The following is a 26582-nucleotide window of genomic DNA, read 5'->3' on the forward strand; positions in this document are numbered from 1 at the left end:
TCGTCCGTGCGATGCTCCGCGCTCTTCGGCGGCACACAGACAACCTGATCCATCCTAGCAGTTCGAGGGAGGGGCACTGGCGCGGCGCCCACGCACGCGGGCGCCTCCCGCGCCGACGCCTCCCGCGCGTCGAGCCCGCGAGCCAGATGATTCGGTCGTTTTCCGGCCGCTTCTACGACCGAAATCTCTGGCTCGCGGCCATCCAGGAGCAGAAATCTCTGGCTCACGCCCCCCCCCCCCCCACGCGCAGCCTCACACCCCGCGGAAGAACTCCCGCACGGCCGCCGCCAGGTGCTCCACGTCCCGCACGCCGCACATCTCGCGCGCCGAGTGCATGGACAGCAGACCCAGGCCCACATCCACGGTTCGGATGCCCAGGCGGGTCGCCGAGATCGGGCCGATGGTGGAGCCGCAGGGGACGTCGTTGTTCGAGACGAACTCCTGGAACGGCACCCCCGCCACGCCGCACCAACGGGCGAACGCGGCCTCACCCCCGGCGTCGGTGGCGTAGCGCTGGTTGGCATTGATCTTCAGCAGCGGGCCGTGGTTCACGCGCGGGTGGTTCACGGGATCGTGCCGCTCGGCGTAGTTCGGGTGCACCAGGTGGCCGGCATCCGCGGACAGCAGCCAGGACCCCGCGATCGCCCGCGCCCGACCCTGCCCGGCCACGCCGAGCGCCTCGAGCACGCGCCCCATGACCTCCTCGAGCAGCGGCCCGGCCGCCCCGGACCGCGACGCCGACCCCAGCTCCTCGTGGTCGAACGCGGCGAGCAGCGGGATCACCGGGGCGTCGGCCGCCTCACCGGCCACCCCGCCCGCGACGGTCCCCTCGTACGCGATCGCACCCTCGGCGCCGCCGTGCTCGCGCGCCAACTCCTCGAGCGCCGCGAGGCCCGCGTGCACCGAGCTCAGGTTGTCCAGCCGGCCCGACGCGAAGAACTCGCCCGCCAGCCCGAAGAGTCCGGGCGCCTGGGCGTCGGCCACCACGACGTCGTGCCCGCGCACCGCGGCCGGGTCCACACCGGCGGCGGCCGCGAGCGCGGTCAGCACGTCACCGGGCACGCGGGCGGCCAGACCGTCGGCCTCCGCCTCGCCGGCGCCCTCGCCGCGCGGGGCGAGCGCCCCCACGACGGGGTTCGTGTGCCGCTGCCGCTTCAACGTCAGCCCCTCGTTGACCTCGCGGTCCAGGTGGATGGCCAGCTGCGGGATGCGCCCCACGGGCCCGGTCGCGGCGAGCACCTGCGTGCCGTCGTCGAGGGCGAGACGCCCGGCGAAGCGCAGCTCGCGGTCCAGCCACGAGTTCAGCAGCGGGCCGCCGTACACCTCGACGCCGGCCTGCACCCAGCCGTCGGCCGTCACGGTGGCCGGGTTCGGCTTGAGCTTGAACCCCGGCGAGTCCGTGTGCGCGCCGAGGACGCGGAACACCGGCACGACGCCGGCGCTCGGCCCCGCCTCGTCCGGCCCGGCCGCGCGCGCCTCAGCACCCTCGTGGCGGCCCAGCGCCCGGGCACCCATCGGCACGATCCAGGCCACCGCCGCGCCGTCGCGCACCACCACGTAGCCGCCCGGGGCCGCCGGGAAGTCGGCCGTCTCATCCAGACGGGTGAAGCCCACGGCCTCCAGGCGGCGTGCGACCTCCTCCGCGGCGTGGTAGCTGGAGGGCGAGGCGGTCACGAACTCGGCCAGGTCCCGCAGGTGGGCGGGCAGCTCGGCGACGGTGTCACGGGTCACGGGGGTCATGCCCCGACCGTACCGCCCCCACCACCCCGTCCGACTACCCTGGCCCGAAAGCGGCCCCGGCCGCATCGCCCGCCCGTCAGCGCAGGAGGAGCCCGCCGTGGACATCATGATCGCCGTCGCCGTGGGGGTCTTCCTCCTGGTGGCGTGGACCGTGGGCGGCTGGGCCATCGTGCGGATGGGCTTCACCCGGGACGGGGACGCGGCCCGCACCCCCGCCCACGACGACGGCGCCGCGCGTCCGGCGCACCCCGGCGCGGCCGCGGACCCGGCCACCGACCCCCACGTGATCTGGCGCGAGCAGATGAAGGCGGCCACGGCCGCCTCCGGGGCGCCGTGCGTCTGTCCGCCGCCGCCCCGCGAGGGCGGCGCCGCCGAGGCGGGGACGAGCGCGCCGCCGTCGTCCCCGGACTGCCCGATCCACCGCTGGGACTACGCCTGAACCGCGGCCGGCCGGCCTGAGCGCCCCCGGGCCGGGCCGGCGTACGCGCCGGCGAGCGGGTCGGCGTCCGGGTGGCCGCCGTGGTCGCGCTTCACGAGGTCCTCGGCCGGGTGCAGCATCTCCCACACGACGCGCCCGCACAGCCACAGCACCGCGAGGATGTGGGCGAGGATCGCGGCCACGTAGACGGAGTCGTCCATGGAGTGCTGCGGCGGGGTCTCGGCCACCCCCTTGGCCAGGTACATCCACACGGCGAAGAAGTGCAGCGCCTCCACCGTCTGCCACACCCAGAAGTCCCGCCAGCGCGGCAGGGCGAGCGCCAGGAGCGGGATCAGCCAGACCACGAACTGCGGTGAGTACACCTTGTTGGTGAGCACGAACGCCGCCACCACCAGGAACGTCAGCTGGGCCAGCCGCGGGGTGTGCCGCACCCGCACGCCGAGCACGAAGATCCCGAGGCAGCACACCGCGAAGGTCCCGTAGGCCAGCAGGGTGAGGGAGTCCTCCGGCACGAACGCCCACCCGGCCTGCGCGGCGGTCACGTCCCACGCGTGCCACACGCTGGACAGGCCCGGCCCGCGCTCGCCGGAGAAGGTGAAGAACACGGACCACGCCTGGAAGTTCACGGCCATGAGCGGCACGTTGACCGCCGCCCACGCCGCCACCGTGCCCCCGGCCGCGAGCAGGAACGGCCGCCACCGCCGCGAGCGCACCGCCAGGATCAGCAGCGGCCCCAGGATCAGCAGCGGATACAGCTTCATGGCCGCGCCGAGGCCGAACAGCACCCCCGCCGTCAGGGACCGGCCGCGCGACCACGCGTACATGCCGCACGCCAGCAGGGCCACGGCCCACAGGTCCCAGTTGATGGTGCCGGCCAGCACGATCCCCGGGGCCACGGCCACCATGAGCCCGTCCGTCCACCGGCGCCCCGCCATCCGGACGGTCAGCACCGCGACGACGGCCCACAGCACCACCACGAACCCGAGGTTCACGAGCCAGAACACCACCGTGCCCTGCTCCGGCGAGAACGGCAGCGCCTGCGTGATCCAGGCCGCCACCGAGCCCACGACGGACATCAGCACGGGGTACTCGAACGTGGAGCCCGCCCGGAACGGCGCCCACGGGTCCGCCGCGAACCCGCGCCCGCCGTAGAGCGCGGCCCAGTCCGAGTAGCAGCCCGCGTAGTAGACGTCCGGGGCGCCCCAGCCGTGCAGCAGGCACGGCGACTTCTGCAGCACGGTCACGACGGCGGCCAGAGCCACCAGCAGCCCCGTCAGCGCCACGGGCCCGGCCCAGGAGCCGGTCCCCCGTCCGGGGCCGTTCGCCGCGAGGCCGCCGGCGAGCTGGAAGCGGCCGCCGCGCTCGCCGGGGGCGGGCAGGGCCCCGGACGGTGCGCTGTCAGCGGAACGCCCGACGGCGGCACCCGGGGCGGTCACGGCGCCGCTCGGGGCGCCGTCCGCGGCGTGAGTGGGCGGCTCGCTGGGGGTCGCGGCATGCGCGGGGGCCGGTCTCATGCCCCCATCCTAGGAAGCCGCCCGGACACCGGACGGGCGGGGCCACCGTCGTCGGTCGTAGACTGGCGGGGTTGATCCCCGGGTGAGCGCCCCGCCGAACGGTGTGGGCCCCCTGTGCGCGCCCCGCGTGCCCGCACCCGTTCCGGACAGTCGAGGAGAGAACCAGACCGTGGCCACCAATCCCATCCGCGTCGCCATCGCCGGCGTGGGCAACTGCGCAACATCCCTCATCCAGGGTGTGGAGTACTACCGCGAGGCGAAGGCCACGGACACGGTGCCGGGCCTGATGCACGTGCAGTTCGGCGACTACCACGTGTCGGACCTCGACTTCGTGGCCGCGTTCGACGTGGACGCGAAGAAGGTCGGCCTGGACCTGTCCGAGGCCATCACCGCCTCCGAGAACAACACCATCAAGATCGCGGACGTGCCCCACGCGGACGTCACCGTCCAGCGCGGCCCCACCCTGGACGGCCTCGGCAAGTACTACGCCGAGACCATCGAGGAGTCGGACGCCGAGCCCGTGGACGTGGCGCAGGCCCTCCGTGACGCGAAGGTGGACGTGCTGGTCTGCTACCTGCCCGTCGGCTCGCAGCTGGCCACCGAACATTACGCCCAGGCCGCGATCGACGCCGGCGTCGCGTTCGTGAACGCCCTGCCCGTGTTCATCGCCGGCACCCCGGAGTGGGCCGAGAAGTTCACCGCCGCGGGCGTGCCGATCGTGGGCGACGACATCAAGTCCCAGATCGGCGCCACCATCACCCACCGCGTGATGGCCAAGCTGTTCGAGGACCGCGGCGTGACCCTGGACCGCACCTACCAGCTCAACGTGGGCGGCAACATGGACTTCAAGAACATGCTCGAGCGTGAGCGCCTGGAGTCCAAGAAGATCTCCAAGACGCAGGCCGTCACCTCCAACACCTCCGCGCAGCTGGGCGAGAAGGACGTGCACATCGGCCCGTCCGACTACGTGGCCTGGCTCGACGACCGCAAGTGGGCGTTCGTGCGCCTCGAGGGCCGCAACTTCGGCGACGCCCCGGTCTCGCTCGAGTACAAGCTCGAGGTGTGGGACTCCCCCAACTCGGCCGGCGTGATCATCGACGCCGTGCGCGCCGCGAAGATCGCCCTGGACCGCGGCATCGGCGGCCCGATCCTCTCGGCCTCGTCCTACTTCATGAAGTCCCCGCCCGTGCAGCACAACGACGACGCGGCGCGCGAGCTCGTGGAGGCCTTCATCCGCGGCGACATCGAGCGCTGACCCGCCCGGTCCCGCCCGGACCGTGCACGACGCCGGCCCGTCACCTTCCCCGTGGAGGTGACGGGCCGGCGTCGTGGTGGGGGCGCGTGCCGCCCCGGCCACCGCGCTCAGCGGCGCACGCCGAGCCGGTCCTCGATGGTGAGCCGGACGAGCTGGGCGTACATGGCCTGGCCGTCGGCGCGGGGGTGCACGCCGTCGGCGGAGAAGTCCGTGACGTGCTGCTTCGCCGTGGCGTCCCAGTCCGCCAGGACGATCCGGTCCGGGTGCGCCGTGGCCTGCGCCTCCATCTGCCTCTGCACGTCCGCGATCCAGTCCATCGGGCCGTGCGGCACCACGAGCACGAGCAGCCGGTCCTCGCCGACGGCCGCCAGGATCTTCTCCCAGTCGCCCCGGTGGGTGGTGCCGTTGGCGCCCAGGGCCACCACGACGACGTCGCTCAGCTGGCCGTCCGCCTTGAGCTTCTCGATCTCGTCCGCGGCGTCCCAGATCTGGTAGCCCACCTCCGCCTCGAGCAGCATCCCCGGCAGCTGCTCCATGAGCGTGGGCGCGGCCGAGAGCGAGACGGAGTCGCCGATCAGGGTGACGTCCGGGCCGAGCTCGGACGGCGGCAGGGCCGCGGTGAGCTGCTCCTTGGAGTACGTGGGGCGCGCGACGGCCGGGTCGCCGAGCCCGAGCCCGGACGGCTCGGCGGACGATCCGGGCGAGGGCGTCGCGCCGGCGGAGCCCTCCGCGTCCCCGGGGGCGGCCGAGCCGGGCGACCCCGAGGCCGACGCCTCGGCCCGCTTCGACTGCTCCGCGGCGCGGGACTCGCGAGCCGCCTGCTGCGCCGCCTGGGCGGCCTTGAGGGACTCCTCCGCCTGGGCGATGTCCTGCTCGAGCTGGGTCTGCGCGGGCGAGTGCACCACGGCGGCCACGGCCGCCGTGGGGACGGCCACGAGCCCCAGCGCCGTGGGGACGGCCACGAGCCCCAGCGCCGTGGCGGCGGCCGCGAGCCGGCCGATGGGCCCGGCCCCGCCCGTGAACGCCCGCCGAGCGGCTGCGCCCCAGCGACCGAAGGCACCCCTGAACCCCTCGTGGAGGATGGGCTCCTCGATCAGTCGGGTGCTCAGGTCGGCGATCAGGGCGGTCAGCAGCAGGATCGCGCCGGCGGCCACGGGCTCGACCCACCCGGGGGCGTCCACGGGCACCATCACGCGCATGATCACGAGCAGCGGCCAGTGCCACAGGTACGCCGCGTAGGAGCGGCGCCCCCACCAGCGCAGGAACCCGTTGCCCAGGGCGCGCGAGAGCGAGTCGCGCCGGTCACCCTGCACCACGTGCCAGACGATGAACGCGACGACGGCGGACAGGCCCGCCAGCACCCCGCGGTACGTGCTCGCGTGGCCGCCGTCGACCAGGGCGAAGCCCGCCGCGAGCACCGCGACGGCGCCCCACGCGACGGCCACCCGCGTGGCCGAGGTCCGCGGCTCGGGGCCGCCGTGCTCGGGCCGGGGCACGTGGGCCAGGCCGATCGCCACGCACGCGCCGAACAGCAGGCCGAAGGCGTGGGTGTCCGTGCCGAAGTAGAGGCGGGCCTGCTCGAACCCGTGCCACGAGCCCCAGGCCATCCACGCCGCGGAGGCCACGGCCGCGACCGCGACCGCGAGGATACGACGTCGGTCCGCCACCCGCCCCGAGTTCACCGTGCTGCGCGGCGGCCAGGTGAGCAGGAGCAGCCCCCAGAGGAGCAGGGGCCAGAGGATGTAGAACTGCTCCTCGATCGCCAGGGACCACAGGTGCTCGAACAGAGGCGGCGAGGCGCGGTTGAAGTAGTCCCCGCCCTCGAGGATCATCACCCAGTTGCTGGTGTAGGTCAGGGCGCCGAACCATTGGCGACCCAGGCCCGCGGGGAACTCGTCCACCGCCAGCCACGCGAGCGCGGTGGTGCCCACGAGCGCCATCAGCATGGCCGGGATGAGTCGTCGGACGCGCTTCATCCAGAAGGTGCCCAGCGCCACGCCCCGGCCCGCGTCCACACCACGGACCAGGCCGGTGGTGATGAGGAAGCCGGAGAGCACGAAGAACATGTCCACGCCCACGAACCCGCCGCGCAGGAAGGTGGGCCAGGCGTGGAAGACGAGCACGGCGAGCACCGCGATCCCCCGCAGCCCGTCGAGGGCGGTGACCCGGCCAGGGCCGCGGCTGACCCGCGTGCCGACCTTGACGGCGGGCACGCCGTCCTGGGGCGACAGGGCATGGCGGGGCACGGGCGCGGTGCGCTGGTCGGAACTCACAGCGGTCGATCATTCCATCCCGACCTGGATGGGCCAAAGCCTCCGGCTATCCCCCACCCGCCCCACCGCGTTGGGGGCGGTTTCCGGTGGTATTCCACTCCCAAAGCACCGGTTTCCGCCCCGGAAGCGGGGGGCGGGCGCCGGTCAGTGGTTCCGCAGCGCCTCGATGAGCTCGTCCTTGGTCATGGTGGAGCGGCCCTCGATGTCGAGCTCGCGGGCCCGCTTCGCGAGCTCGTCCTTGGTCCAGTCCTCGTAGGAGCCGGCCTCGCCACCGCGCTCGGCGACCTCGTCCCGGCTGTCCCGGGCGGAGGCGTTGGCGATCCGCGCGGCCTTCTCCTCGCTCGCGCCCTTGCGGCGCAGCGCCTCGTAGACCTCGGGGTCCTTGATGCTGGAGGTGCCGGGGCCCATGGGGGCGCCGTTCTTCTCGGTCTTCTTCTCAGCCATGCGGCCAGTGTGGTCCCGGCCCGACGACGGGTGGAAGGTCCGGCGCGCCGCCTCAGTCCTGCTGGGCCTCCGGCTGCTCGGCCCACCAGCGCCGCAGCTCCGCCTCGGCCTCGGCCTGCTCGTGCGGGCCCTCGTCGAGGCGCCACTCGAGCAGGTGGGTGTACGCCCGCCCCACCACCGGGCCCGGGCGGATCCCCAGCAGCGCCATGATCTGCTGCCCGTCCAGGTCCGGCCGCACGGCGGCGAGCTCCTCGGCCTCGGCGATCTCGGCGATGCGCCGCTCGAGGTCGTCGTACGCGTGGGCCAGCCGCTCGGCCTTGCGCCGGTTGCGGGTGGTCACGTCCGAGCGGGTCAGCGCGTGCAGGCGGGGCAGCAGGTCGCCGGCGTCGTGGGCGTACCGGCGGACGGCGGAGTCGGTCCAGCCGGCGTCGCCGTAGCCGTAGAACCGCATGTGCAGCTCCACCAGGCGGGCCACCGCCTTGATCGTGTCGTTGTCGAACTTCAGGGCGCGCAGCCGCTTGCGGACGAGCTTGGCCCCCACGGTCTCGTGGTGCCGGAAGGTGACGGCCCCGCCCTTCTCGAAGCGACGCGTGGCCGGCTTGCCGACGTCGTGCAGCAGCGCCGCCAGGCGCAGCACGGGGTCAGGGGTCGACGGCGCGTACTCGCCCTCCAGCTCCATGGCCTGCTCCAGCACGGTCAGGGAGTGGGCGTAGACGTCCTTGTGGCGGTGGTGCTCGTCCGACTCGAGCTGCAGGGCGGGCAGCTCGGGCAGGACGTGGTCGGCCAGGCCGGTGCGCACGAGCAGGTCGAGGCCGGCGCGCGGGTGCGCACCGCACACGAGCTTGACGAGCTCCTCGCGGACGCGTTCGGCGGAGATGATCGTGATCCGCTCCGCCATCGCGGTCATGGCCTGCTCCACCTCGGGGGCCACGGCGAAGCCGAGCTGGGAGGCGAACCGGGCGGCGCGCATCATGCGCAGCGGATCGTCGGAGAAGGAGTCCTCGGGGGTGCCGGGGGTGCGCAGCACGCCGGCGTGCAGGTCCCGCATGCCGCCGAAGGGGTCCACGAGCTCGAGGGCGGGCAGGCGCAGGGCCATGGCGTTGACGGTGAAGTCGCGGCGCAGCAGGTCGTCCTCGAGGCTGTCGCCGAAGGCCACCTGCGGCTTGCGGCTGGCCGGGTCGTACTGCTCGGCCCGGTAGGTGGTGACCTCGAGCTGCCAGCCGGCCTTGCGGAAGCCGATGGTCCCGAACCGCCTCCCCACGTCCCACGTGGCGTCCGCCCAGCCGGCGCCCACGGCCTCGGACGCGTCCGGGTCGGCGTCCGTGGTGAAGTCCAGGTCCGGCGACGGCCGCCCCAGGAAGAGGTCGCGGACCGGGCCGCCCACCAGGGAGAGCTCGTGGCCGGCGGCCTCGAACCTCCGCCCCAGCTCCACGACGACGGCGGGCAGGGTGGCGTCCGCGGGGAAGCCGGGGGGCAGCGCGTGGGTGGCGGTGGTCAGATCCATGATGCCTACAAGGGTGCCAGACGGTCCCGGCACGGGCCCGCGCGGGCCGGGCTAGAGTTGACGGCATGACCCGCCCCGATCCCTCCGCGCACCGGGGCGCCCCCCTGCCCTCCGCGCTGGGGGCGTGGCGTCGCCGGCCGCAGCCGCCTCTGCGCCCCGTCACCTCGGCCCCCGCGGGACCCCGTTCCGCCGGTGCCGCCTCCCTGCCCACGGTGGAGGAGGTCTCCGCCGGCGGCGTCATCGTCCGCGAGCATGACGGCGGCCTCGAGGTGGCCGTGATCGCCCGCTACAACCGCGGTGGCCGGCTCGAGTGGTGCCTGCCCAAGGGCCATCCCGAGGGCGAGGAGGACCACCGGCAGGCGGCCGTGCGCGAGGTGGAGGAGGAGACCGGGATCGCCGGCCACATCCTCGAGCCGCTCGGTGCGATCGACTACTGGTTCACAGTCGCCCGGCACCGCGTCCACAAGACCGTGCACCACTTCCTGCTGCGCGCCACGGGCGGCGAGCTGACCACGGAGAACGACCCGGACCATGAGGCCGTGGACGTCGCGTGGGTGCGCCTCGAGGACGTCGCGCGCCGCCTCTCCTTCGCCAACGAGCGCCGGATCGTCGACCTGGCCCGCCAGGTGGTCGACCAGCACTTCCCCCCGGGCGGTGCCCGGGGCCCCCGCCCCTGATCCACCGCCCCCGGCACGGGGCCTTCCGACCACGATTGGGTGACCCTTGAGCAGCAGACCCGCCCCGCGCCGAGCGCAGGACCCCGCCCACGCCGGCGTCGCCGACGAGGAGCCGACGACGACGGACCCCGCCCCCGCCACGGATCCGGCCGCCGTGGACCCCGCGGACGAGACCCCCGAGGGCGAGCGCCGCGCCGGCCGGTCCACAGCGATCATGGCCTCCGGCACGCTCCTCTCCCGCGTGCTGGGCCTCGTCCGTGCGACGCTGGTGACGGTGGCGATCGGCCTGTCCGCGGACATGGCCGACATCTTCGAGATCGCCAACTCCCTGCCGAACGTGATCTACCTGCTCCTGGTGGGCGGCGTGTTCAACGTCGTGCTCGTGCCGCAGCTGATCAAGCACGCCCGCGACGCCGACCGGGGCGCGGACTACACCTCCCGCCTGATGACGCTCGGCACGCTCGTGATGCTCGCCGGCACGGTGGTGGTCATGCTGGCGGCGGCCCCGCTCATGACGGCCCTGACCCGCGGCTGGTCGTCGGAGAAGCTCGAGATGGCCACCGTGTTCGCCCTGTGGTGTCTGCCCCAGGTGTTCTTCTACGGCATGTACGCGCTGGTGGGGCAGGTGCTCAACGCCAACGGGCGCTTCGGCGCCTACATGTGGGCGCCGGTGCTGAACAACGTCGTCGCGATCGGCGCGATCGTGCTGTACCTGGGCATGTTCGGGGCGTACCGGGCCGGGGACGACCTCGCCGGGTGGACGAGCGCACAGACGGTCGTGCTGGCCGGCGGCCACACCCTGGGCGTCGTGCTGCAGGCCGTGATCCTCTTCCTGCCGCTGCGCGGGCTCGGCCTGGGTCTGCGCCCGCGGTTCGGCTGGAAGGGCATCGGCCTGCGGGACACCGGCCGGATCGCCGGGTACACCCTGATCACGATGGTCGCCACGAACGTGGTGCTCCTGCTGTGCCAGCGGTACGTCACCTCTGCCACGGAGGCCCGCGACCGCGGCGAGCTGCGCATCCCGGGCACCGAGACCTGGAGCGCCGAGATGGCGCAGGCGGCCATCCCCGGTGTGGCCGCGTACAACATGGCGATGCTGATGGCCGTGCTGCCCCATTCGGTGTTCGTGCTCTCCCTGGCCACCGTGCTCTTCAACCGGCTGGCCCGCGCCATGGGCCGCCAGGACATGTCCGCGGTGCGGCGCACGACGGCGCAGGGTCTGCGCGCGTTCACCGTGCCGCTGATGTTCTGCCTCGCCGGCGTGGTGGTCCTGGCGGGCCCCCTGGGCCGCGTCTTCGGCTCGACGGCCGAGACGGCGATGGTGGCCGGCGTCGCGGTGGGCTCGGTCCTGCTCGCGCTGGCGCTGTCCATCCCGTTCCGCTCGGGCTCCTTCTACCTGCTGCGCGTGTTCTACGCCGCCGAGGACGCCAAGGTGCCGATGGTGGTCCAGGTCAGCGGCTCGCTCCTGATGCTGCTGCTCTCGTGGGCGGGCGCGATGCTGCTGCCGCTGTGGTCCATGGCCCTGTGGGTCGCGGTCGCCTCGTCCGTCTCGTACGTGTACCAGTTCGTCCTGACCCATGTGCTCACCGTGCGCCGGTTCGGGGACTACGGCCTCGCATCCGTGCTGCGTGCCCACGTCCAGACCGGCCTGGCCGCGCTGGCCGCGGCGGCCGCGGGCGTCGTCGTCGTGTGGCTGCTGGGCGGGTACACCGGCGGGTTCGCGTGGAACTCCATCGGGACGGCGCTGCTCACGTGCGCGGTGGCGGCCGTGGCGATGGGTCCGGTCTACCTGATGGTGCTGCGGGCCATGCGGTTCCCCGAGCTGGACGACGCCCTCCGGCCGCTCGTCGCCCGCGTGCCGGCGCTGGGTCGTCTGCTGCGCGTCGGCTGATCTCTGGCCGCGACGGCCACGCCACGTATCATCGGATTCCGACCCCGTCGTCAGGAGAAGAGCCCGTGCCCCAGCCCATCGCCGTCGGCGCCGTCCTGGGCGGCCGCTATCGCATCACCCAGCACGTGGTGACGTCCGCGGACCAGGACATGGTGTTCCTGGGCACGGACCAGGTGCTCAACCGCCGCGTCACCGTGCTCGTGGCCTCACGTGAGAACGCCACGCAGGTGGCCTCGTCCGCGCGGGAGCTGGCCACGGGCGAGCGCACCGACGACGTGCAGGTGCTCGACCTGGGGCTGTCCGAGGGCCGCACGTACCTGATCGCCGGCGGGGACCCCGACCCGGACGTCCTGCTGGGTCTGGCGTACCCGCAGGAGCTGTACGTGGAGCCGTTCCAGACGGACAGCCTCGGCTCCGAGCTGTTCGGCGAGTCGCGGACCGGAGACCCCCACGCCTACGACGACGACGAGGCGTACTACACCGACCTCGACCGCCGGCTCCGCGCGGACGAGGACGAGGCCCAGCGTCGTCCCGGGTTCCTGAACCGCCTCTCCGAGCGCCTCGCCGAGCGGGTCCGTCCCTCCGACGGCACCGCGGCGAAGGCGGCCGCCGGGGCGTCGGCCCTGGCCGCGGCGGACGCCGCCACCCGGAAGCAGCAGGAGGAGCGCGAGCGGGCGGAGCGGGAGGCCGCCGAGCGCGCCGAGCGGGAGCGCAAGGAGGCCGCCGAGCGCGCCGAGCGGGAGCGCAAGGAGGCCGCCGAGCGCGCAGAACGGGAGCGCAAGGAGGCCGAGGAGAGGGCCCGCGCCGAACGGGAGGCCGCGGAGCGGGCCGAGCGGGAGCGCAAGGAGGCCGCCGAGCGCGCAGAACGCGAGCGCCGGGAGGCGGAGGAGCGTGCCGAGGAGGAGCGCCGCGCCGAGGCCGAGCGCGCCCGTCGCCAGGCGGAGCAGGAGGCTGAGGATCGGGCCGCGCGCGAGCGAGAGGCCGAGCAGGCCCGGCTGGCCGCGGAGCGGGAGGAGGCCGAGCGCCGCGAGCTCGAGCGCCGGGCCGAGGCCCGCCGTCGCGCCGAGGAGGAGCGGGCCCGGGAGGCCGAGCGGCGCGAGGCTGAGAAGCGCGCGGCCCAGGAACGCGAGGCCGCGGAGCGGGAGGAGGCCGAGCGCCGCGAGCTCGAACGCCGGGCCGGGGCCCGCCGTCGCGCCGAGGAGGAGCGGGCCCGAGAGGCCGAGCAGCTCGAGGCTGAGAAGCGCGCGGTCCAGGAACGCGAGGCCGCGGAGCGCGAGGCTGAGAAGCGCGAGGCCCAGGCGGGCACCGCCGCACTCCCGGCCGTCGCGGCGGGGGCCGCCGCCGCACAGGCCCCCGATGCCGATGCCGACGGGGCCACGCCGCCCGTCGAGCCCGTCGAGCCCGTCGAGCCCGTGGCGGCCGAGAAGACCGACGCGCCGGAGCCGGTCGCCCCGGACACCGAGGCGATCCCCGTGCGGCGCCAGCGCCCCGTCCCCCGCCGAGCGATCGTGGCCGAGTCCGCGCCGCCCGTCCACGAGGAGTCCCGCGGCACGGCCGCGCCGGTGGCTGCCGGGGCCGGGGCCGCAACGACGGCCGCCGGTGCGACGGCCGCCGCCGCGGCTCCGAATGCTGAAGCTGCCCCGGCCACCACCGGGGGCGACGACGGCGCCACGGTGGCCGACCCGGGCGACGGCAACGGCCGCACGCGCGGCGGCGGTCCGCTGGCCCTGCTCCTCGTGCTCGGCCTGCTGGCCGCACTCGTCGTGGGCGGGGTGCTGCTGGCCCAGAACCTGCGCGGCGGGCCGGCCCCGCAGGCCGCGGCCGCGTCGTCCGAGTCTGAGTCTGCGTCGTCCGAGTCCGCATCGGACACCCCGTCGCCGTCGGAGAGCACCAGCCCCTCCCCCACCCCGACCAGCGAGAGCGCCGCGGCCGCCCCGCAGCCCGTCCAGGCTCTGCGCTCGGTGCCGGACCTGCCGGAGCACGAGGCCGAGCACGACGCGGACCTGAGCAACCTCATCGACGGCGACCCCACCACCGTGTGGCGCACCTTCGCCTACGCACGGCCGAACTTCGGCGGCTATGTGGAGAGCATGAACCTCGTGGTCCAGCTCGAGGAGCGCACCGAGGTGAACGAGGTGACCCTGCAGAGCACGGGGGCCACCGGTGGCGCCTGGTTCGCCTACATCGCCGACTCCCCCGAGGGCGCGAACGCCCAGGAGATCGGCAACGGCACCTTCGACCAGGACACCGTCTCCATCCCCGTGCCCTTCGAGGGCGCCGAGGCCGAGGCCGAGTACGTGATCGTCAGCCTCACCTCGCTGCCCCAGCTGGAGGGCACGACGTCGGACCTCCCGTTCGGCCTGCGCCTCGGCGAGATCGCCGTCCGCTGACCCCGCGCCCGGGCGACGGCGCGCCGGACCTTCCGGCCGCCGTCGCCGGACGTCGTCGCACCGCGGCCCCGGCACCGCGGAATACCCGCCCGTGGCTCCGCCGTTGTCCTGGAGGAGCGTCCACCACCCCGATCCACTGGAGGAACCCGTGGCCCCCACCGCCCAGGACCAGAGCGTCCACAACGTCGTGATCGTCGGATCCGGCCCCGCCGGATACACCGCGGCGATCTACACCGCCCGCGCCGAGCTCTCCCCGGTCCTGGTGGCCGGGGCGGTGACCGCGGGCGGCGAGCTGATGAACACCACCGAGGTGGAGAACTTCCCGGGCTTCCCGGAGGGTGTGCAGGGGCCCGAGCTGATGGCGAACCTCGAGGCCCAGGCCCGCCGGTTCAACACGGAGGTGGTCTACGACGACGTCGTGCAGGCCGACCTGACGTCGAACCCCAAGGTGCTCACGCTCGGCGACGGCACCCAGCTGCGCACCCACGCGGTCATCCTCACGACCGGCTCCGCCTACCGGAAGCTCGGCGTTCCCGGCGAGGAGCGCCTCTCCGGCCACGGCGTCAGCTGGTGCGCCACGTGCGACGGCTTCTTCTTCCGCGAGCAGGAGATCGCGGTCGTGGGCGGCGGCGACTCCGCCATGGAGGAGGCCCTGTTCCTCACGAAGTTCGCGTCCAAGGTGACCGTGCTGGTCCGCAAGGACGAGCTGCGCGCCTCCAAGGTGATGGCCCACCGCGCCATGGAGAACGAGAAGATCGAGTTCCGCTGGAACACCGAGGTCACGGAGGTGACCGGTGACGACAAGGTCAACACCCTCCGCCTGCGGGACACCCGCACCGGCGAGGCGTCCACGCTGGACGTGACCGGCCTGTTCGTGGCCATCGGCCAGGACCCGCGCACGGACCTGGTGCAGGGCCAGGTGGAGCTCACGGAGCACGGCACGATCCGCATCGACCATCCGTCCTCCCGGACCTCCCAGCCGGGCGTCTTCGCCGCCGGCGACGTCACGGACCACACCTACCGCCAGGCCGTCACCGCCGCCGGCTCGGGCTGCGTGGCCGCCCAGGACGTGGAGCACTACCTCGCGACCGTGGCCGATGTGGAGGAGGCCGCGCCGGCCGGCCCGGAGTCGGACGCGAACCCGGCATGAGCCACTGACTCATGACCCCTGACGGAGCGTCATGAATCATGTCGATAACACCCCTGTCCACCCTCGTCAGACACAGAACAAACCCCAGGAGGCTGCCATGAGCACCATCACCGTCACCGACGCCGACTTCGACCAGAAGGTCCTCCAGTCCGAGCTGCCCGTCCTCGTGGACTTCTGGGCCGAGTGGTGCGGCCCGTGCCGCATGCTCGGACCCGTCCTGGAGGACATGGCCGTGGAGCACGAGGGCAAGGCCGTGATCGCCAAGCTCAACGTGGACGAGAACCCGGCCATCGCCGCGCGTTACGGCGTCACCTCCATCCCGCTCGTCGTGGGCTTCCAGAACGGCGAGAAGGTCGCCGAGTCCGTGGGCGCCAAGCCCAAGGCCGCGCTGGAGAAGGAGTTCTCGGCCCTGCTCGGCTGAGCCCCTCCCCCACTCACCACGACGGCCCCGTCACCCCAGAGGGTGACGGGCCGTCGTGCGTTGATCTTCAGGACCAGCGGCAGGTGCCCGTGGACGCCGTCCGCGGGAACTCCGGATCAGGACTTCTTGCCCTTCCCCTTGCCGTCCTGACCGCCCTGGATGAGGTCCATGATGCGGTTCAGGTCCTCCACGGTGGTGAAGTCGATGGCGATGCGGCCCTTGCGCGCGCCGAGGGTGATCTTCACGGCGGTGTCCAGGCGGCTGGTGAGCGCGGTGGCGTAGTGGTCCAGGCGCTCGTGGCGGGCGTCGTCCGTGCTGCGCCGCGGCGTGCGGCCCGGCCGGAGCCCGCCCTGCAGCTGCGCGACCGCCTCCTCCGTGGACCGGACGGACAAGCCCTCCGACTGGATCCGCTGCGCCAGACGCTCCATGTCCGACGGGTCCGTGAGACCGAGCAGCGCACGCGCATGGCCGGCCGAGAGCGTGCCGGCGGCCACGCGGCGCTGCACGAGGGGCGGCAGCTTGAGCAGCCGCAGCGTGTTGGAGATCTGCGGACGAGAGCGGCCGATGCGCTGGGACAGTTCCTCCTGCGTGCAGGCGAAGTCCTCCATGAGCTGCTGGTAGGCGGCGGCCTCTTCGAGCGGGTTCAGCTGGGAGCGGTGCAGGTTCTCCAGCAGAGCATCCCGCAGGAGGTCCTGGTCCGGGGTCTGGCGGACGATCGCCGGGATGGTGTCCAGGCCGGCCTTCTGGGTGGCGCGCCACCGGCGCTCTCCCATGATCAGCTCATGGGGGGTGGGGCCGTCCACCTCGCGCACGACGATCGGCTGCAGGATGCCGACCTCGCGGATCGAGGTGACCAGTTCCGCCATGTGGTCCTCGTCGAACACCTCACGCGGCTGCCGCGGGTTGGGGTGGATGTCCCCCACCGGGATCTCCCGCAGGACCGCGATGTCCGCGGACACGGTCCCCTCGGTCGCGGCGGACTCAACGCTCGAGTCCCCCGGTTCCTTCCTCGACGACGTCGCGGAGGTGGCACGCTTGCTGGGCGCCTTCACCGTCGGCATGGCCGGACGCCCCTTGGTCGGCCGCGCCGCGGGTGCATCCTCGGACTCTGCGGAGAAGAACACGTCGACGGGACGCTGCGCGGGTCGCGAGGCACGCTTCGACGAGGTGGGCCCTGCCTTCGTGGCGGACGTGGCGTTCCTGCCAGTCGCAGCCGTTGATTTCCCGGCCTGTGTCGTTCGGCCCGCGGTCTTCCGCTGCGAGGCCGACGGGGCGGGCTCGTTGGACCCCCCTGGCGTCTCGGTCGTCGCGGTGCTCCGCGTCGATGTCGTGGTGGCCTCCGCTGCCGCGGCAGCCTTCGGGCCGCTCTTCACCGGCACCGCAGAGTCCTTCGGGGAGGTGGCCTCGGCGTTCTCTTCCGGGGCTTCTACAGTGCTCTGGATCAGGGCGCCGAGGCCTCGCCCCAGGCCTCCTCGACGGCTCGTCTTCAACGGGTCCTCCTGCAGTGAGTGGGTCTGGGATCAGTGTAGGTGAGCGGCCTGGTCTCGATGGTCCCGGGCGGCGGGAAGACACTTCTCAAGGTGCTCTGGCCCTGACCGCCGGGGGGCGCGCGAGGGCCTGACACGTGCAAGGGGCGCGGCGAGGTTCGGGCCTCGGTTCTGGGGTGAGACGTCCGTATTGGGCCCGGACGGCAGGATGTGGGCGCGCGGACAGCACCTGCCGCGAGCGTGAGTGTTTCACGTGGAACACTCATAGTGGGGGCGCTTCGGAAGGGTGCCGCTGCAATCCTCAAGACCTCCTCGTGTTCCCTCTCGAAGTTCACTCGTTTCACATGAAACGCGAGCCCGCGTCGACGAGCGGACGGTATCAGAATCACGGCTGTCAGTTTGTTGTTCGTGTTCTCCCCGGCCGATCAGCCCTCCGTGCGGACGGTACTCAGATCGCTGGCTACCCGCATGATGTATGTGCTTCATCGGACGCGCAATGGCGGACCAGCAGCGAAGCACTCGTGCCACTTCCCCGCGGTGTGATGTGAACACTCGAATCGCCGAACGGATGAGCTCGGCCTACTCGTCGCTTCGCCGTCAGTGCTTCCTTACACCCGCGCAGCTCACGAATTGAACGCTGCCTCACCATCCGCGTTTCACGTGAAACACGGACGAGTCTGTCATCCAAGTACGACATGAGTTCGGGTAACCCACGTGCTCGCTCACCCGCGAGTCAGTGCCACATTACTGCGCCATTCTCGGTCAGCTCGCTCCCGGCACGGATCGTGTGCTCCCTGGATCGCCTGGGATTGTGACCTCGCGGCACGGCGCTTTCACCCGAAGCTCATTTCACGTGAAACGTATCGTTCGAAGATTCGACCATGCACTCGTGCCACGGAAGTCCGCCCACGAGCGGGTTGCATTCAGATACTGGCGTCCATAGGAGGCGTGAGATGCGTTCGAGGTTCAGACTCCTCGCGCTGCTGGCGTCGTGACCCGGGCGCGTCGAGCGCCGGACGTCGGTCGTTCGGTTTCACGTGAAACGTGGCGGCGTACTGGGCACGAACGCCGGGTCGCGGGTCCCATGTCGCGCAGCTTGCACCGACTTGTGCCGTTGACCGTACTGTTCGATGTAGTCGCTGCCGTCAGCAGCGGCCGTACAGACATATGGCAGGCCGTTCCGCCCGACAGACCGGGCCCATTCCTCCCGTCTGCCCATTTTGCCCATTAAGTTTCACGTCCGACTCGTGTGGAACCGGGTCTTCACCCGTCCGTCCGCACGCGGCTCCCTCCGGGGATCGACGCTAGATCTACGCGCGAGCATCGTGTTTTACGTGAAACCCCCGGCCACCACCTGAGTGATCGACGTCCTGCTTCCACGTCGTTGCAGGGGTCAGAACCGTGTGGCCTGAGCGTCCCGCACTGAGCTGATGCGGGTTTCCCGGGGGAGGGGACCCAGGCTGACTCAGCATTCCCCTGCCGACCCCGTACCTAGCCGTCGGGCCGCGCTGGGGATTCGCCAGACCAACCAGCGCCATGGTGGCACCCACGGCCACCTACCCACGGCGTCCCCTTGTCCACAGATCTTGTCCACATATCAACATCGACGATAGCCGCTAACCACTGCTGACTCCGCAAAGTGCCAGCTCACATGCTTGTCTTTGTATACATTGGGGGCGTGCGGCCGCCCCTCTTCGCCGGACTCTCTCCTACTCCGTACACAGGAATGCACAGTAGAACTGTCCTTCTGGCGCCGCCGTTCGGCCCCTCCAACTCAGACGAATCACAGCAGCCCACCATCGCCGCTGACGTCTGCTCTCGCACACGCTGACGGCAGACCGGCCGCGTGCCTCGCGGCGACACCACGGCCCGTGCTCCGCTCTGGCCCCGATTCCCTGCACGTCACCGACGGCGAGGAGGTCTGACCGTGGGGGAGAGGGGGCACCCAGTCACAGCACCCGGCCTGCTCGCTGGCTGCATCCTCGAGGCTGCAGCGCACCCGGGTGAAGGAGGAGGGACGGATTATACCCTGCACGGCCGCGCCCGGCGGCCAGGACGTTCCCCACGCGTCGCGCAGCCCTCGCGGAGCACTTCAACGCAGCGTGCACCGCCGGCCCCCACACAGCCGCCGTCTCCGCCCCGCCGCCATGCCGTTCACCCCGTGAGTTCGTGCGTCGCCGCCCGCGGCTGCACCCAGGCCTCGCGACAGGTGCGCCTGGCCGGCGGCGGAGGCGCCGGCCCAGCGGAAGAGAGGGGAGCGGGACAGATGGGAGCGGTCCACCACGGGCACCCCTCCCCATCGTCCCGCCGCGGCGGCACCACGCTCGCACCCTCAGAGAAGGTCGTTTCACGTGAAACACGAACTTCCGATATGCCCAGCGTTTCCGCTTGTCTTTTCACCCCCCATCTTCCGGGCCACGCTCACTCACGACGAAGCCCGCCGGGGGATCGCTCCCTCCGGCGGGCTTCGTCGTCGTCAGCAGCGCCATTTGGCGACCGCAACAGCGGGTCGCCTGGGCGTCAGCTCTTCAGGGCCGTCGGCGCACCGCGGCCGGCGATCTCCGCGGCCGCCTCCCGGTACGCCACGGCGCCGGCCGAGGCCGGGTCGTAGGTCAGCACCGTCTGCTGATAGCTGGGGGCCTCGGAGATGCGGACGTTGCGGGGGATCGCGGTGTTCAGCAGCTGCTCCGGGAAGTGCGTCCGGACCTCCTCCGCCACCTGCACGGCGAGGTTGGTCCGCGCGTCGAACATCGTCAGCAGGATGGTGCTCACCTGGAGACGCGGGTTCAGGTGCTTCTGGATCATCTGCACGTTCTTGAGCAGCTGGGAGAGGCCCTCGAGGGCGTAGTACTCGGCCTGGATCGGGATGAGCACCTCCTCGGCCGCCACGAACGCGTTGACCGTCAGCAGGCCCAGGGACGGCGGGCAGTCGATGAACACGTAGTCCAGCCGCTCCTGGCCGTCCTCCTCGCGCCAGGCGGTGTACGCCTCGAGCGCTCGAGACAGTCGCTGTTCGCGGGCCACCAGCGAGACCAGCTCGATCTCGGCACCGGCCAGGTCGATCGTCGCGGGCACCACCTGCAGGCCGTCCACGTCCGGGGCGTCCTGCACGACGTCCTGGATCTCCATCTCGCCCAGGAGCACGTCGTACACGGAGGCGACGTCTCCGGTGTGGGGGATGTTCAGCGCGGTGGACGCATTGCCCTGCGGGTCGATGTCGACCACCATCACCCGCATGCCCGCGCGGGCGAGGGCCGCGGCCAGGTTGACCGTCGTCGTCGTCTTGCCGACGCCGCCCTTCTGGTTGGACGTCGTGAACACGCGGGTGCGGTCGGGGCGCGTCAGACGGCGCCGCTGGAGCCGCGCGGGCTCCTCGACGTCGGCGCCGCCCTTCTCGGCGGTCCGGCCGGTCCACTTCTGGCGCAGGGCCCTCCAGGCCCCACCCCGGCTCTCCTGCTCCTGCGCCATGCGGCTCTACCTCCTGGGTCGCGGGTGTGCGGATCTGCTGCCGCCCGGCCCGTCCCGTCCCGGTGGGGGAGGGGTCAGCGGGGACGCGCGCTGACGCGCACGACGGTGGTGGTCTCGGGCAGCAGGCCCTCGCCCACCGTGAGGATCTCGGGCTCGGCACCACCATACTTGCGCAGGACCTTGCGGGCGGCGGCGATCTCGTCGGCCGCGGAGCGGCCCTTGATGGCCAGCAGCTCCCCGGCGCCCTGCAGCATCGGCATGGTCAGCGGCACGAGGGTCTTCAGCGCGGACACGGCGCGGGCGGTCACGACGTCGACGTCGAGGTCCCCGGAGACCTGCTCGGCGCGGCCGCGGATCACGTCCACGTTCTCCAGGCCGAGGTCGGCGACCACCATGTCCAGCCACTCCACGCGCCGCTCGAGCGGCTCGATGAGCAGGAACTGGCAGTCGGGGCGCGCGAGCGCGAGGCACAGGCCGGGCAGGCCCGCACCGGAGCCGACGTCGGCCACGAGCGCACCCTGCGGGAGGAGCTCCTCGACCACGGCGCAGTTCAGGACGTGGCGCTCCCAGAGACGGGGCGCCTCGCGCGGGCCGATCAGGCCCCACTCGATGCCGGTGTCCGCCAGGTGGGCCACGTACGCCTCGGCCCGGGGGAGGGCCTCGCCGAACAGCTCGACGGCGGCCGGCCGCAGCGCATCGGTCAGCGGCGGTGCCGGCTGTCCCACGGGTGCGGGACGGTCGCCCCGGTCCCGCGGATCCAGCCCGGGGCGCCGCTCGTAGGCCGAACCCTGCTCAGTCATCGGCGGAGATGACCACGTGCCGGCGGGCGCCCTCGCCCTCCGACTCGGAGGTCAGGCCGGCGTCCGCGACGACGTCGTGGACGATCTTGCGCTCGTACGCGCCCATGGGCTCGAGGTGCACGGGACCCTCGCCGGCGCGGACGCGCTCGACGGCCGCCTGGGCGGCGGTGCGCAGGGCGACGTTGCGGCGCTCCCGGTGCCCGCAGACGTCCAGGATCAGCCGGGAGCGGTGCCCCGTGGCGGCGAGCACGGCCAGCCGGACGAGCTCCTGCAGGGCCTCCAGGGTGCGGCCGTCGGGGCCGACGAGGCCGTCCAGGCGCTCATCGTGGTCCTCGGAGACGACGGACACGTACGTGCGCCCGTCGCGGACCTCGATGTCGATGTCCCCGTCCAGGTCCGCGATGTCGAGCAGCTCCTCGACGTAGTCCGCGGCGACGTCGCCCTCCTCCTCGAGGCGGCGCACCGCCTCCGAGACGGCGGCACCGTCCTGCTCCGCGACGCGAGAGCCCTGGCCCACGGGGGTCTCGACGACGGCGTCCTCGGCCTCGGAGGCCGGGGTCACGTTCTCGGCGGACATGCTCACTTCCTCCTGCGGTTCTTGCGCTGGGGCTGGACGCGCTGACCCGACTGGCGGACGACCTCACCGTTCAGCACGGCACCGCCGCGGCCCGCCTGGGTGTGCGCGGACGAGGGCGTGGCCTCGGCGTTCGACACCTTCTGGCCCACGGGGGGCAGGCCCTTGGCGGCGCGGCGCTCGTTGAGCTCCTTCTCGGCGAGGGAGCCCGGGGTCGGGTTGTTGCGGATGATCCACCACTGCTGGCCGACGGCCCAGAAGTTGGAGTAGGTCCAGTACAGGAGCACGCCGATCGGGAAGTTGATGCCGCCGATGCCGAAGATCAGGGGCATGGCGTAGAGCATGATCTGCTGCGTCTGCATCATGGGCCCGGAGAGGGCCTGCTGCGTCATGTTCTTCGTCATGAGCATCTTCTGCATGAAGAACATCGAGCCCGACATGAGCAGGATCAGCACGATCGCCGTGACGATCACGGGCCCGCTGCCCGGCGCGCCGAGCGAGTTCATGAAGGTGTCCGACATGCGGGCGCCGAAGATCGTGGAGCCCTCGAAGGAGCGGATCTGGTCCGCGGACAGGGCGTCCATGGCCTCGCCGCGCTCCGCCGCGCCGCGGGCGCCGATCAGCACCTGGTAGAGCGCGAAGAAGAACGGCATCTGGATCAGCAGCGGCAGGCAGGCGGCGAACGGGTTCGCCTTGTGCTCCTTCATGAGCGCCTGCTGCTCCATGGCCATGGCCTGGCGGGAGAGCTGGTCCTTCTTGCCCTTGTACTTGGCCTGCAGCTTCTGCAGCTCGGGCTGGATGGCCTGCATGGCGCGCTGCGCCTTGATCTGCTTGACGAACAGCGGGATCAGCAGGGTGCGGATGAGCACCACCAGCAGGAGGATGGACAGGGCCCACGTCCAGCCGGAGTCCGCGGGCAGGCCCGCAAACTCCAGGATGCTGTGGAACGCCCCGAGCAGCCAGGACATCAGCCAGCGGAACGGGGAGAGGATGGCTTCGAACATGGGGGTCAATCCTCCTGCGGGAGATCAGGTGGGATGGGAGGGTGGTTCAGGGCGAGGATGCGCGGCTGCCGGCCCGGCGGCCAGCGTCGGTGCCCGGGCGGGACCGGGTCCACGCCGCCGTCGTTCCAGGGATGGCACCGGCCGATGCGCCGCGCGGCGAGCCACGACCCCTTCACCGCGCCGTGCACGTGCACGGCCTCCAGCCCGTAGGCGGAGCAGCTGGGGAAGAACCGGCACACGGGTCCGTACAGCGGGGAGACCACGGCCCGATAGACCGTGAGCAGGCCCGCCAGCAGGGCGGACGGCAGCGCGCGCAGCGGCCCCCACTCACGGGAGGGCTCGAGCACGACGAAGGGCGAGGGCGTGACGGTCATCTACGCGTGCTCCGAGGCGGCGGGCAGGTGCGGCTTCAGGGCCTTGCCGAGCGCGCCGACGGTCTCGCGGCGCAGCAGCGCGTAGTCCGCCTCGGCGGCGGCCGGCAGCGCGCGGACCTGCACCAGAACCGGCAGGTCGCGCAGCGGGGGCAGGCGCATCTGATCCGCGACGACGGCGCGCAGCCGCCGCTTCACCCGGTTGCGGGTCACCGCGTTCCCCACGGCCTTGGACACGACGAACCCGGCCCGCGGCCGAGGGGCGCTCGGCGACGTGGACCGGGTCTGATCGGGGTCCGTGGCGACGCTCACCACGACGGTGCGCCGACCCGCGCGGGTGCCGGTGCGACCGAGGTGACGGAACTCCGCGGGCGTGCGGACGCGACGGTCACGGGGCAGCACGGGGCGCGCCGTCCCTGGACCGAGGTCCTCAGGCGGACAGCTCGGCGCGGTTCTTGCCGCGGCGAGCGGACAGGATGGCGCGGCCGGCGCGGGTGCGCATGCGGGCACGGAAGCCGTGCTTGCGGGCACGACGGCGGTTGTTGGGCTGGAACGTGCGCTTGGTCACTGTGATCTCTCCACGACGTGTTGTGTGCCTTCGACCGTCGACCTGAGCAGGTGGACCAGGGGGAAGGACCGGTGAGGCTCTGACATGAAATCCCCGGCGGGCACGATCAACCGACACCCGGGGGACCAGACAACTCTAGTGGCCGGGGTACGCAGGGGTCAAACGGGTGCGCGCGGATCCCGGACGCCCGTGGGCGCCCGGGGCGGTCGTCCACAGGATGATAGGGGTTGTCCACCGTCTGTGCACAACCCTGTGGACAACCGTTAGACTCCGAGCACCGTCGTCCGTCTCGCGCAGCCGCCCCCGTCCTCGGGGACGTCTGCCCCAGGAAAGGAAGCCTCCGTGGTGGCAGACCAGGCCGTGCTCAGCTCGTGGCGCTCCGTCGTGGGCTCCCTCGAGGACGACGCGCGGGTCAGCGCCCGCCTCATGGGCTTCGTCTACCTGGCCCAGCCGCAGGGCCTCATCGGCAACACGCTCCTGCTGGCCGTGCCGAACGAGACCACCCGCGAGACGCTCCAGGGCACCCAGGTGGCCGACGCCCTCACGGACGCCCTGACCAAGGAGTTCCGCGAGGAGATCCTGCTGGCCATCTCGATCGACGCGAACCTGCAGCCGCCGCGGACCCCCTCGTCCGAGGCCCGCCGCTCCTCCCTCGCGGGCGGACCGGCCGCCGCCGCGGTGCCGGACGTCGAGCTGCCCCCGGCTGCGACCGCCGCCACCTCCCGCCGCGCCGTCGCCGAGGAGCTGCCGGGCTTCCGCATCGAGCCGCCGGCCGACGTCGCGCCCGCTGCGACCGCGGCCCCGAGCGGGAACGGCAAGCCGACCCCCGCGCCGCCGTCGACGTCCGCGGAGACCAGCCGCCTCAACGACCGCTACCACTTCGAGACGTTCGTGATCGGCTCGTCCAACCGGTTCGCGCACGCCGCCGCGAACGCGGTGGCCGAGGCGCCGGCGAAGGCGTACAACCCGCTGTTCATCTACGGCGAGTCCGGCCTGGGCAAGACGCACCTGCTGCACGCGATCGGGCACTACGCCCGTCGCCTCTACCCGGGCCTGCGGGTGCGGTACGTGAACTCGGAGGAGTTCACCAACGACTTCATCAACTCCATCCGCCACGACGAGGGCGCCTCGTTCAAGCAGGTCTACCGCAACGTGGACATCCTGCTGATCGACGACATCCAGTTCCTGGCGGACAAGGAGGCGACGGTCGAGGAGTTCTTCCACACCTTCAACACGCTCTACAACAACAACAAGCAGGTGGTCATCACCTCGGACCTGCCGCCCAAGCAGCTCTCCGGGTTCGAGGACCGGCTGCGCTCCCGCTTCGAGTGGGGGCTGATCACGGACATCCAGCCGCCGGACCTCGAGACGCGCATCGCGATCCTCCGGAAGAAGGCGGAGGCCGAGGGGCTCGTGGCCCCGCCGGAGGCGCTGGAGTACATCGCCTCGCGCATCTCCACGAACATCCGCGAGCTCGAGGGCGCGCTGATCCGCGTGACCGCGTTCGCCTCGCTCAACCGGCAGACCGTGGACATCGAGCTGGCCGAGCATGTGCTCAAGGACCTGATCACGGACGAGACGGCGCACGAGATCACCCCGGAGCTGATCCTGCACGCCACGGGGGAGTACTTCAATCTCACCCTCGAGGAGCTGACCAGCAAGTCCCGCACCCGCACGCTGGTGACGGCGCGGCAGATCGCCATGTACCTGCTGCGCGAGCTGACCGAGATGTCCCTGCCCAAGATCGGCCAGGTCCTGGGCGGCCGCGACCACACCACCGTCATCCACGCGGACCGCAAGATCCGCGAGCTGATGGCCGAGCGGCGGACGATCTACAACCAGGTCACCGAGCTCACCAACGAGATCAAGCGGAAACAGCGCGGCGCCTGAGCCACCCACTGCCCCCTCGAGTCCCGGTTCGAACCTTCGACCGGGACTCGAGTCTTCTTCCACATTGTCCACCGGTGTGGACAACTCTGTGGAGAACCCCCGCCACTGTGGACAACCTCCGCGCCTGTGGATGGCGGAATCAGGCCGCTCACGCCGCGTCCACACCCCTGGGGACGACGACGGTGCACAGGCTGGTGAATCACACGGATGTCATTCGGTGGTCCACACGTATCCACAGATCTCCACAGCCGAAAACCGCATGATCTCGCGGATTTCGACGGGTGTGGACGCGTCCTGTGGACAGGAATGTGGACAACTGGGGGGTGGATCCGGGGATGAGTCTGGACAACCCCGGTCGGGCCTGTGCAGAGCGGGGGGAGGGCCTCCGAGGCTCGTCCACACCGGATGCACACCCCGAACGAGCGGGCGTCCACACGGTTCCCCCAACCGGATCCGCATGGTGCCGCGGTAGAACGGCGTTCTCCACAGGATCCACACTCGCTACCACTCCTTCTGATCCCTCTGGAGAGATCCCGCCAAGCAACATCAACTCCGCCGCCCCGCACCGAGCTGAGCGCCTCGACGGCCCGGGCTCCGCCCGGGCGCCCGAGATCCGTGGAATCACACGGCTGTCATTCGTCGGCGACCTGACACCCGCCGCGCGGACCGCCTATGCTGAGGCCCGCGTGTCGCCGTTCCCCCCGGGCCCGCAACCCCCGTCA

At 72.2% G+C, this 26582-nt stretch carries 21 protein-coding genes; 8 read left to right on the forward strand and 13 right to left on the reverse strand.

The genetic code is table 11. From position 1 onward, the window contains the following. Positions 1-252 precede the first annotated feature (252 nt). Positions 253-1740, reverse strand: coding sequence for a M18 family aminopeptidase (locus tag MF605_RS00595; protein ID WP_134416165.1), 1488 nt, complete (start codon positions 1738-1740; stop codon positions 253-255). Between the two features lie 106 nt (positions 1741-1846). Between MF605_RS00595 and MF605_RS00600 the strand changes: the two genes are divergently transcribed. Beyond that, positions 1847-2179 carry a hypothetical protein gene (locus MF605_RS00600; RefSeq protein ID WP_220478892.1) on the forward strand — a complete coding sequence of 111 codons (333 nt, stop codon included), beginning with the start codon at positions 1847-1849 and terminating at the stop codon, positions 2177-2179. Here MF605_RS00600 and MF605_RS00605 read toward each other — a convergent pair. Beyond that, positions 2170-3693 (reverse strand): glycosyltransferase family 87 protein, encoded by a 1524-nt coding sequence (locus MF605_RS00605; protein ID WP_134416163.1) that lies wholly within the window; start codon positions 3691-3693, stop codon positions 2170-2172. The two genes, MF605_RS00600 and MF605_RS00605, sit on opposite strands and share 10 nt — an antisense overlap. 169 nt (positions 3694-3862) lie before the next feature. On the opposite strand from MF605_RS00605, the gene MF605_RS00610 reads away from it, so the two are divergent. Continuing rightward, positions 3863-4948, forward strand: coding sequence for an inositol-3-phosphate synthase (locus tag MF605_RS00610; RefSeq protein ID WP_134416161.1), 1086 nt, complete (start codon positions 3863-3865; stop codon positions 4946-4948). A 107-nt stretch (positions 4949-5055) separates the two neighbouring features. Here the strand turns inward: MF605_RS00610 and MF605_RS00615 are convergent, their stop codons facing one another. The 3 genes from MF605_RS00615 to MF605_RS00625 form a co-directional block, all read right to left on the reverse strand. Then, on the reverse strand, positions 5056-7221 hold the full coding sequence (locus MF605_RS00615; RefSeq protein ID WP_242821214.1) for an acyltransferase family protein: 2166 nt from the start codon (positions 7219-7221) through the stop codon (positions 5056-5058). Positions 7222-7365: 144 nt separating this feature from the next. Then, entirely contained in the window at positions 7366-7665 is a 300-nt protein-coding gene (locus tag MF605_RS00620) for a DUF7218 family protein (protein WP_134416157.1), read from the reverse strand. A 52-nt stretch (positions 7666-7717) separates the two neighbouring features. After that, complete coding sequence (locus tag MF605_RS00625; protein WP_134416155.1) at positions 7718-9169, reverse strand: CCA tRNA nucleotidyltransferase; 1452 nt, start codon at positions 9167-9169, stop codon at positions 7718-7720. A 65-nt stretch (positions 9170-9234) separates the two neighbouring features. Between MF605_RS00625 and MF605_RS00630 the strand changes: the two genes are divergently transcribed. From MF605_RS00630 to trxA, 5 genes are all read left to right on the forward strand, one after another. After that, complete coding sequence (locus MF605_RS00630; RefSeq protein WP_061867467.1) at positions 9235-9846, forward strand: NUDIX hydrolase; 612 nt, start codon at positions 9235-9237, stop codon at positions 9844-9846. Between the two features lie 46 nt (positions 9847-9892). After that, positions 9893-11737 carry a murein biosynthesis integral membrane protein MurJ gene (gene murJ, locus MF605_RS00635; protein WP_129043351.1) on the forward strand — a complete coding sequence of 615 codons (1845 nt, stop codon included), beginning with the start codon at positions 9893-9895 and terminating at the stop codon, positions 11735-11737. Between the two features lie 65 nt (positions 11738-11802). Beyond that, positions 11803-14127, forward strand: a complete 2325-nt coding sequence (locus MF605_RS00640; protein WP_242821215.1) for a hypothetical protein — start codon at positions 11803-11805, stop codon at positions 14125-14127. A 148-nt stretch (positions 14128-14275) separates the two neighbouring features. Next, positions 14276-15277, forward strand: coding sequence for a thioredoxin-disulfide reductase (gene trxB, locus MF605_RS00645; RefSeq protein ID WP_078025342.1), 1002 nt, complete (start codon positions 14276-14278; stop codon positions 15275-15277). Positions 15278-15308: 31 nt separating this feature from the next. Further along, positions 15309-15698 (forward strand): thioredoxin, encoded by a 390-nt coding sequence (gene trxA / locus MF605_RS00650; RefSeq protein WP_323662986.1) that lies wholly within the window; start codon positions 15309-15311, stop codon positions 15696-15698. Between the two features lie 116 nt (positions 15699-15814). Here trxA and MF605_RS00655 read toward each other — a convergent pair whose 3' ends face one another. The 8 genes from MF605_RS00655 to rpmH all read right to left on the reverse strand — a co-directional run bounded on the left by MF605_RS00655 (position 15815) and on the right by rpmH (position 23970). Further along, a complete protein-coding gene (locus MF605_RS00655; protein ID WP_078025341.1) occupies positions 15815-17188 on the reverse strand; it encodes a ParB/RepB/Spo0J family partition protein in 1374 nt (457 codons plus the stop codon). Positions 17189-19705: 2517 nt separating this feature from the next. After that, positions 19706-20653, reverse strand: coding sequence for a ParA family protein (locus MF605_RS00660; RefSeq protein WP_100057059.1), 948 nt, complete (start codon positions 20651-20653; stop codon positions 19706-19708). Positions 20654-20727: 74 nt separating this feature from the next. Beyond that, the gene (gene rsmG / locus MF605_RS00665) at positions 20728-21453 is read right to left on the reverse strand and encodes a 16S rRNA (guanine(527)-N(7))-methyltransferase RsmG (RefSeq protein ID WP_134416153.1); all 726 of its coding nucleotides are present in this window, start codon (positions 21451-21453) and stop codon (positions 20728-20730) included. Beyond that, positions 21446-22030 (reverse strand): Jag family protein, encoded by a 585-nt coding sequence (locus MF605_RS00670; protein WP_036314423.1) that lies wholly within the window; start codon positions 22028-22030, stop codon positions 21446-21448. Before MF605_RS00670 ends, rsmG begins: the two co-directional genes overlap by 8 nt. A 2-nt stretch (positions 22031-22032) precedes the next feature. Further along, positions 22033-23031, reverse strand: coding sequence for a membrane protein insertase YidC (yidC, locus tag MF605_RS00675; RefSeq protein ID WP_010079777.1), 999 nt, complete (start codon positions 23029-23031; stop codon positions 22033-22035). Between the two features lie 5 nt (positions 23032-23036). Further along, the gene (gene yidD / locus MF605_RS00680) at positions 23037-23405 is read right to left on the reverse strand and encodes a membrane protein insertion efficiency factor YidD (RefSeq protein WP_002856440.1); all 369 of its coding nucleotides are present in this window, start codon (positions 23403-23405) and stop codon (positions 23037-23039) included. Further along, positions 23406-23804 (reverse strand): ribonuclease P protein component, encoded by a 399-nt coding sequence (rnpA, locus tag MF605_RS00685; protein WP_002856442.1) that lies wholly within the window; start codon positions 23802-23804, stop codon positions 23406-23408. A gap of 28 nt (positions 23805-23832) precedes the next feature. Next, entirely contained in the window at positions 23833-23970 is a 138-nt protein-coding gene (gene rpmH, locus MF605_RS00690) for a 50S ribosomal protein L34 (RefSeq protein WP_002856443.1), read from the reverse strand. A gap of 342 nt (positions 23971-24312) precedes the next feature. On the opposite strand from rpmH, the gene dnaA reads away from it, so the two are divergent. After that, positions 24313-25860 (forward strand): chromosomal replication initiator protein DnaA, encoded by a 1548-nt coding sequence (dnaA, locus tag MF605_RS00695; protein ID WP_044659943.1) that lies wholly within the window; start codon positions 24313-24315, stop codon positions 25858-25860. Positions 25861-26582: the final 722 nt, after the last annotated feature.

It is taken from the genome of Micrococcus luteus (genome assembly GCF_022664405.1).
Taxonomy (GTDB): domain Bacteria; phylum Actinomycetota; class Actinomycetes; order Actinomycetales; family Micrococcaceae; genus Micrococcus; species Micrococcus luteus.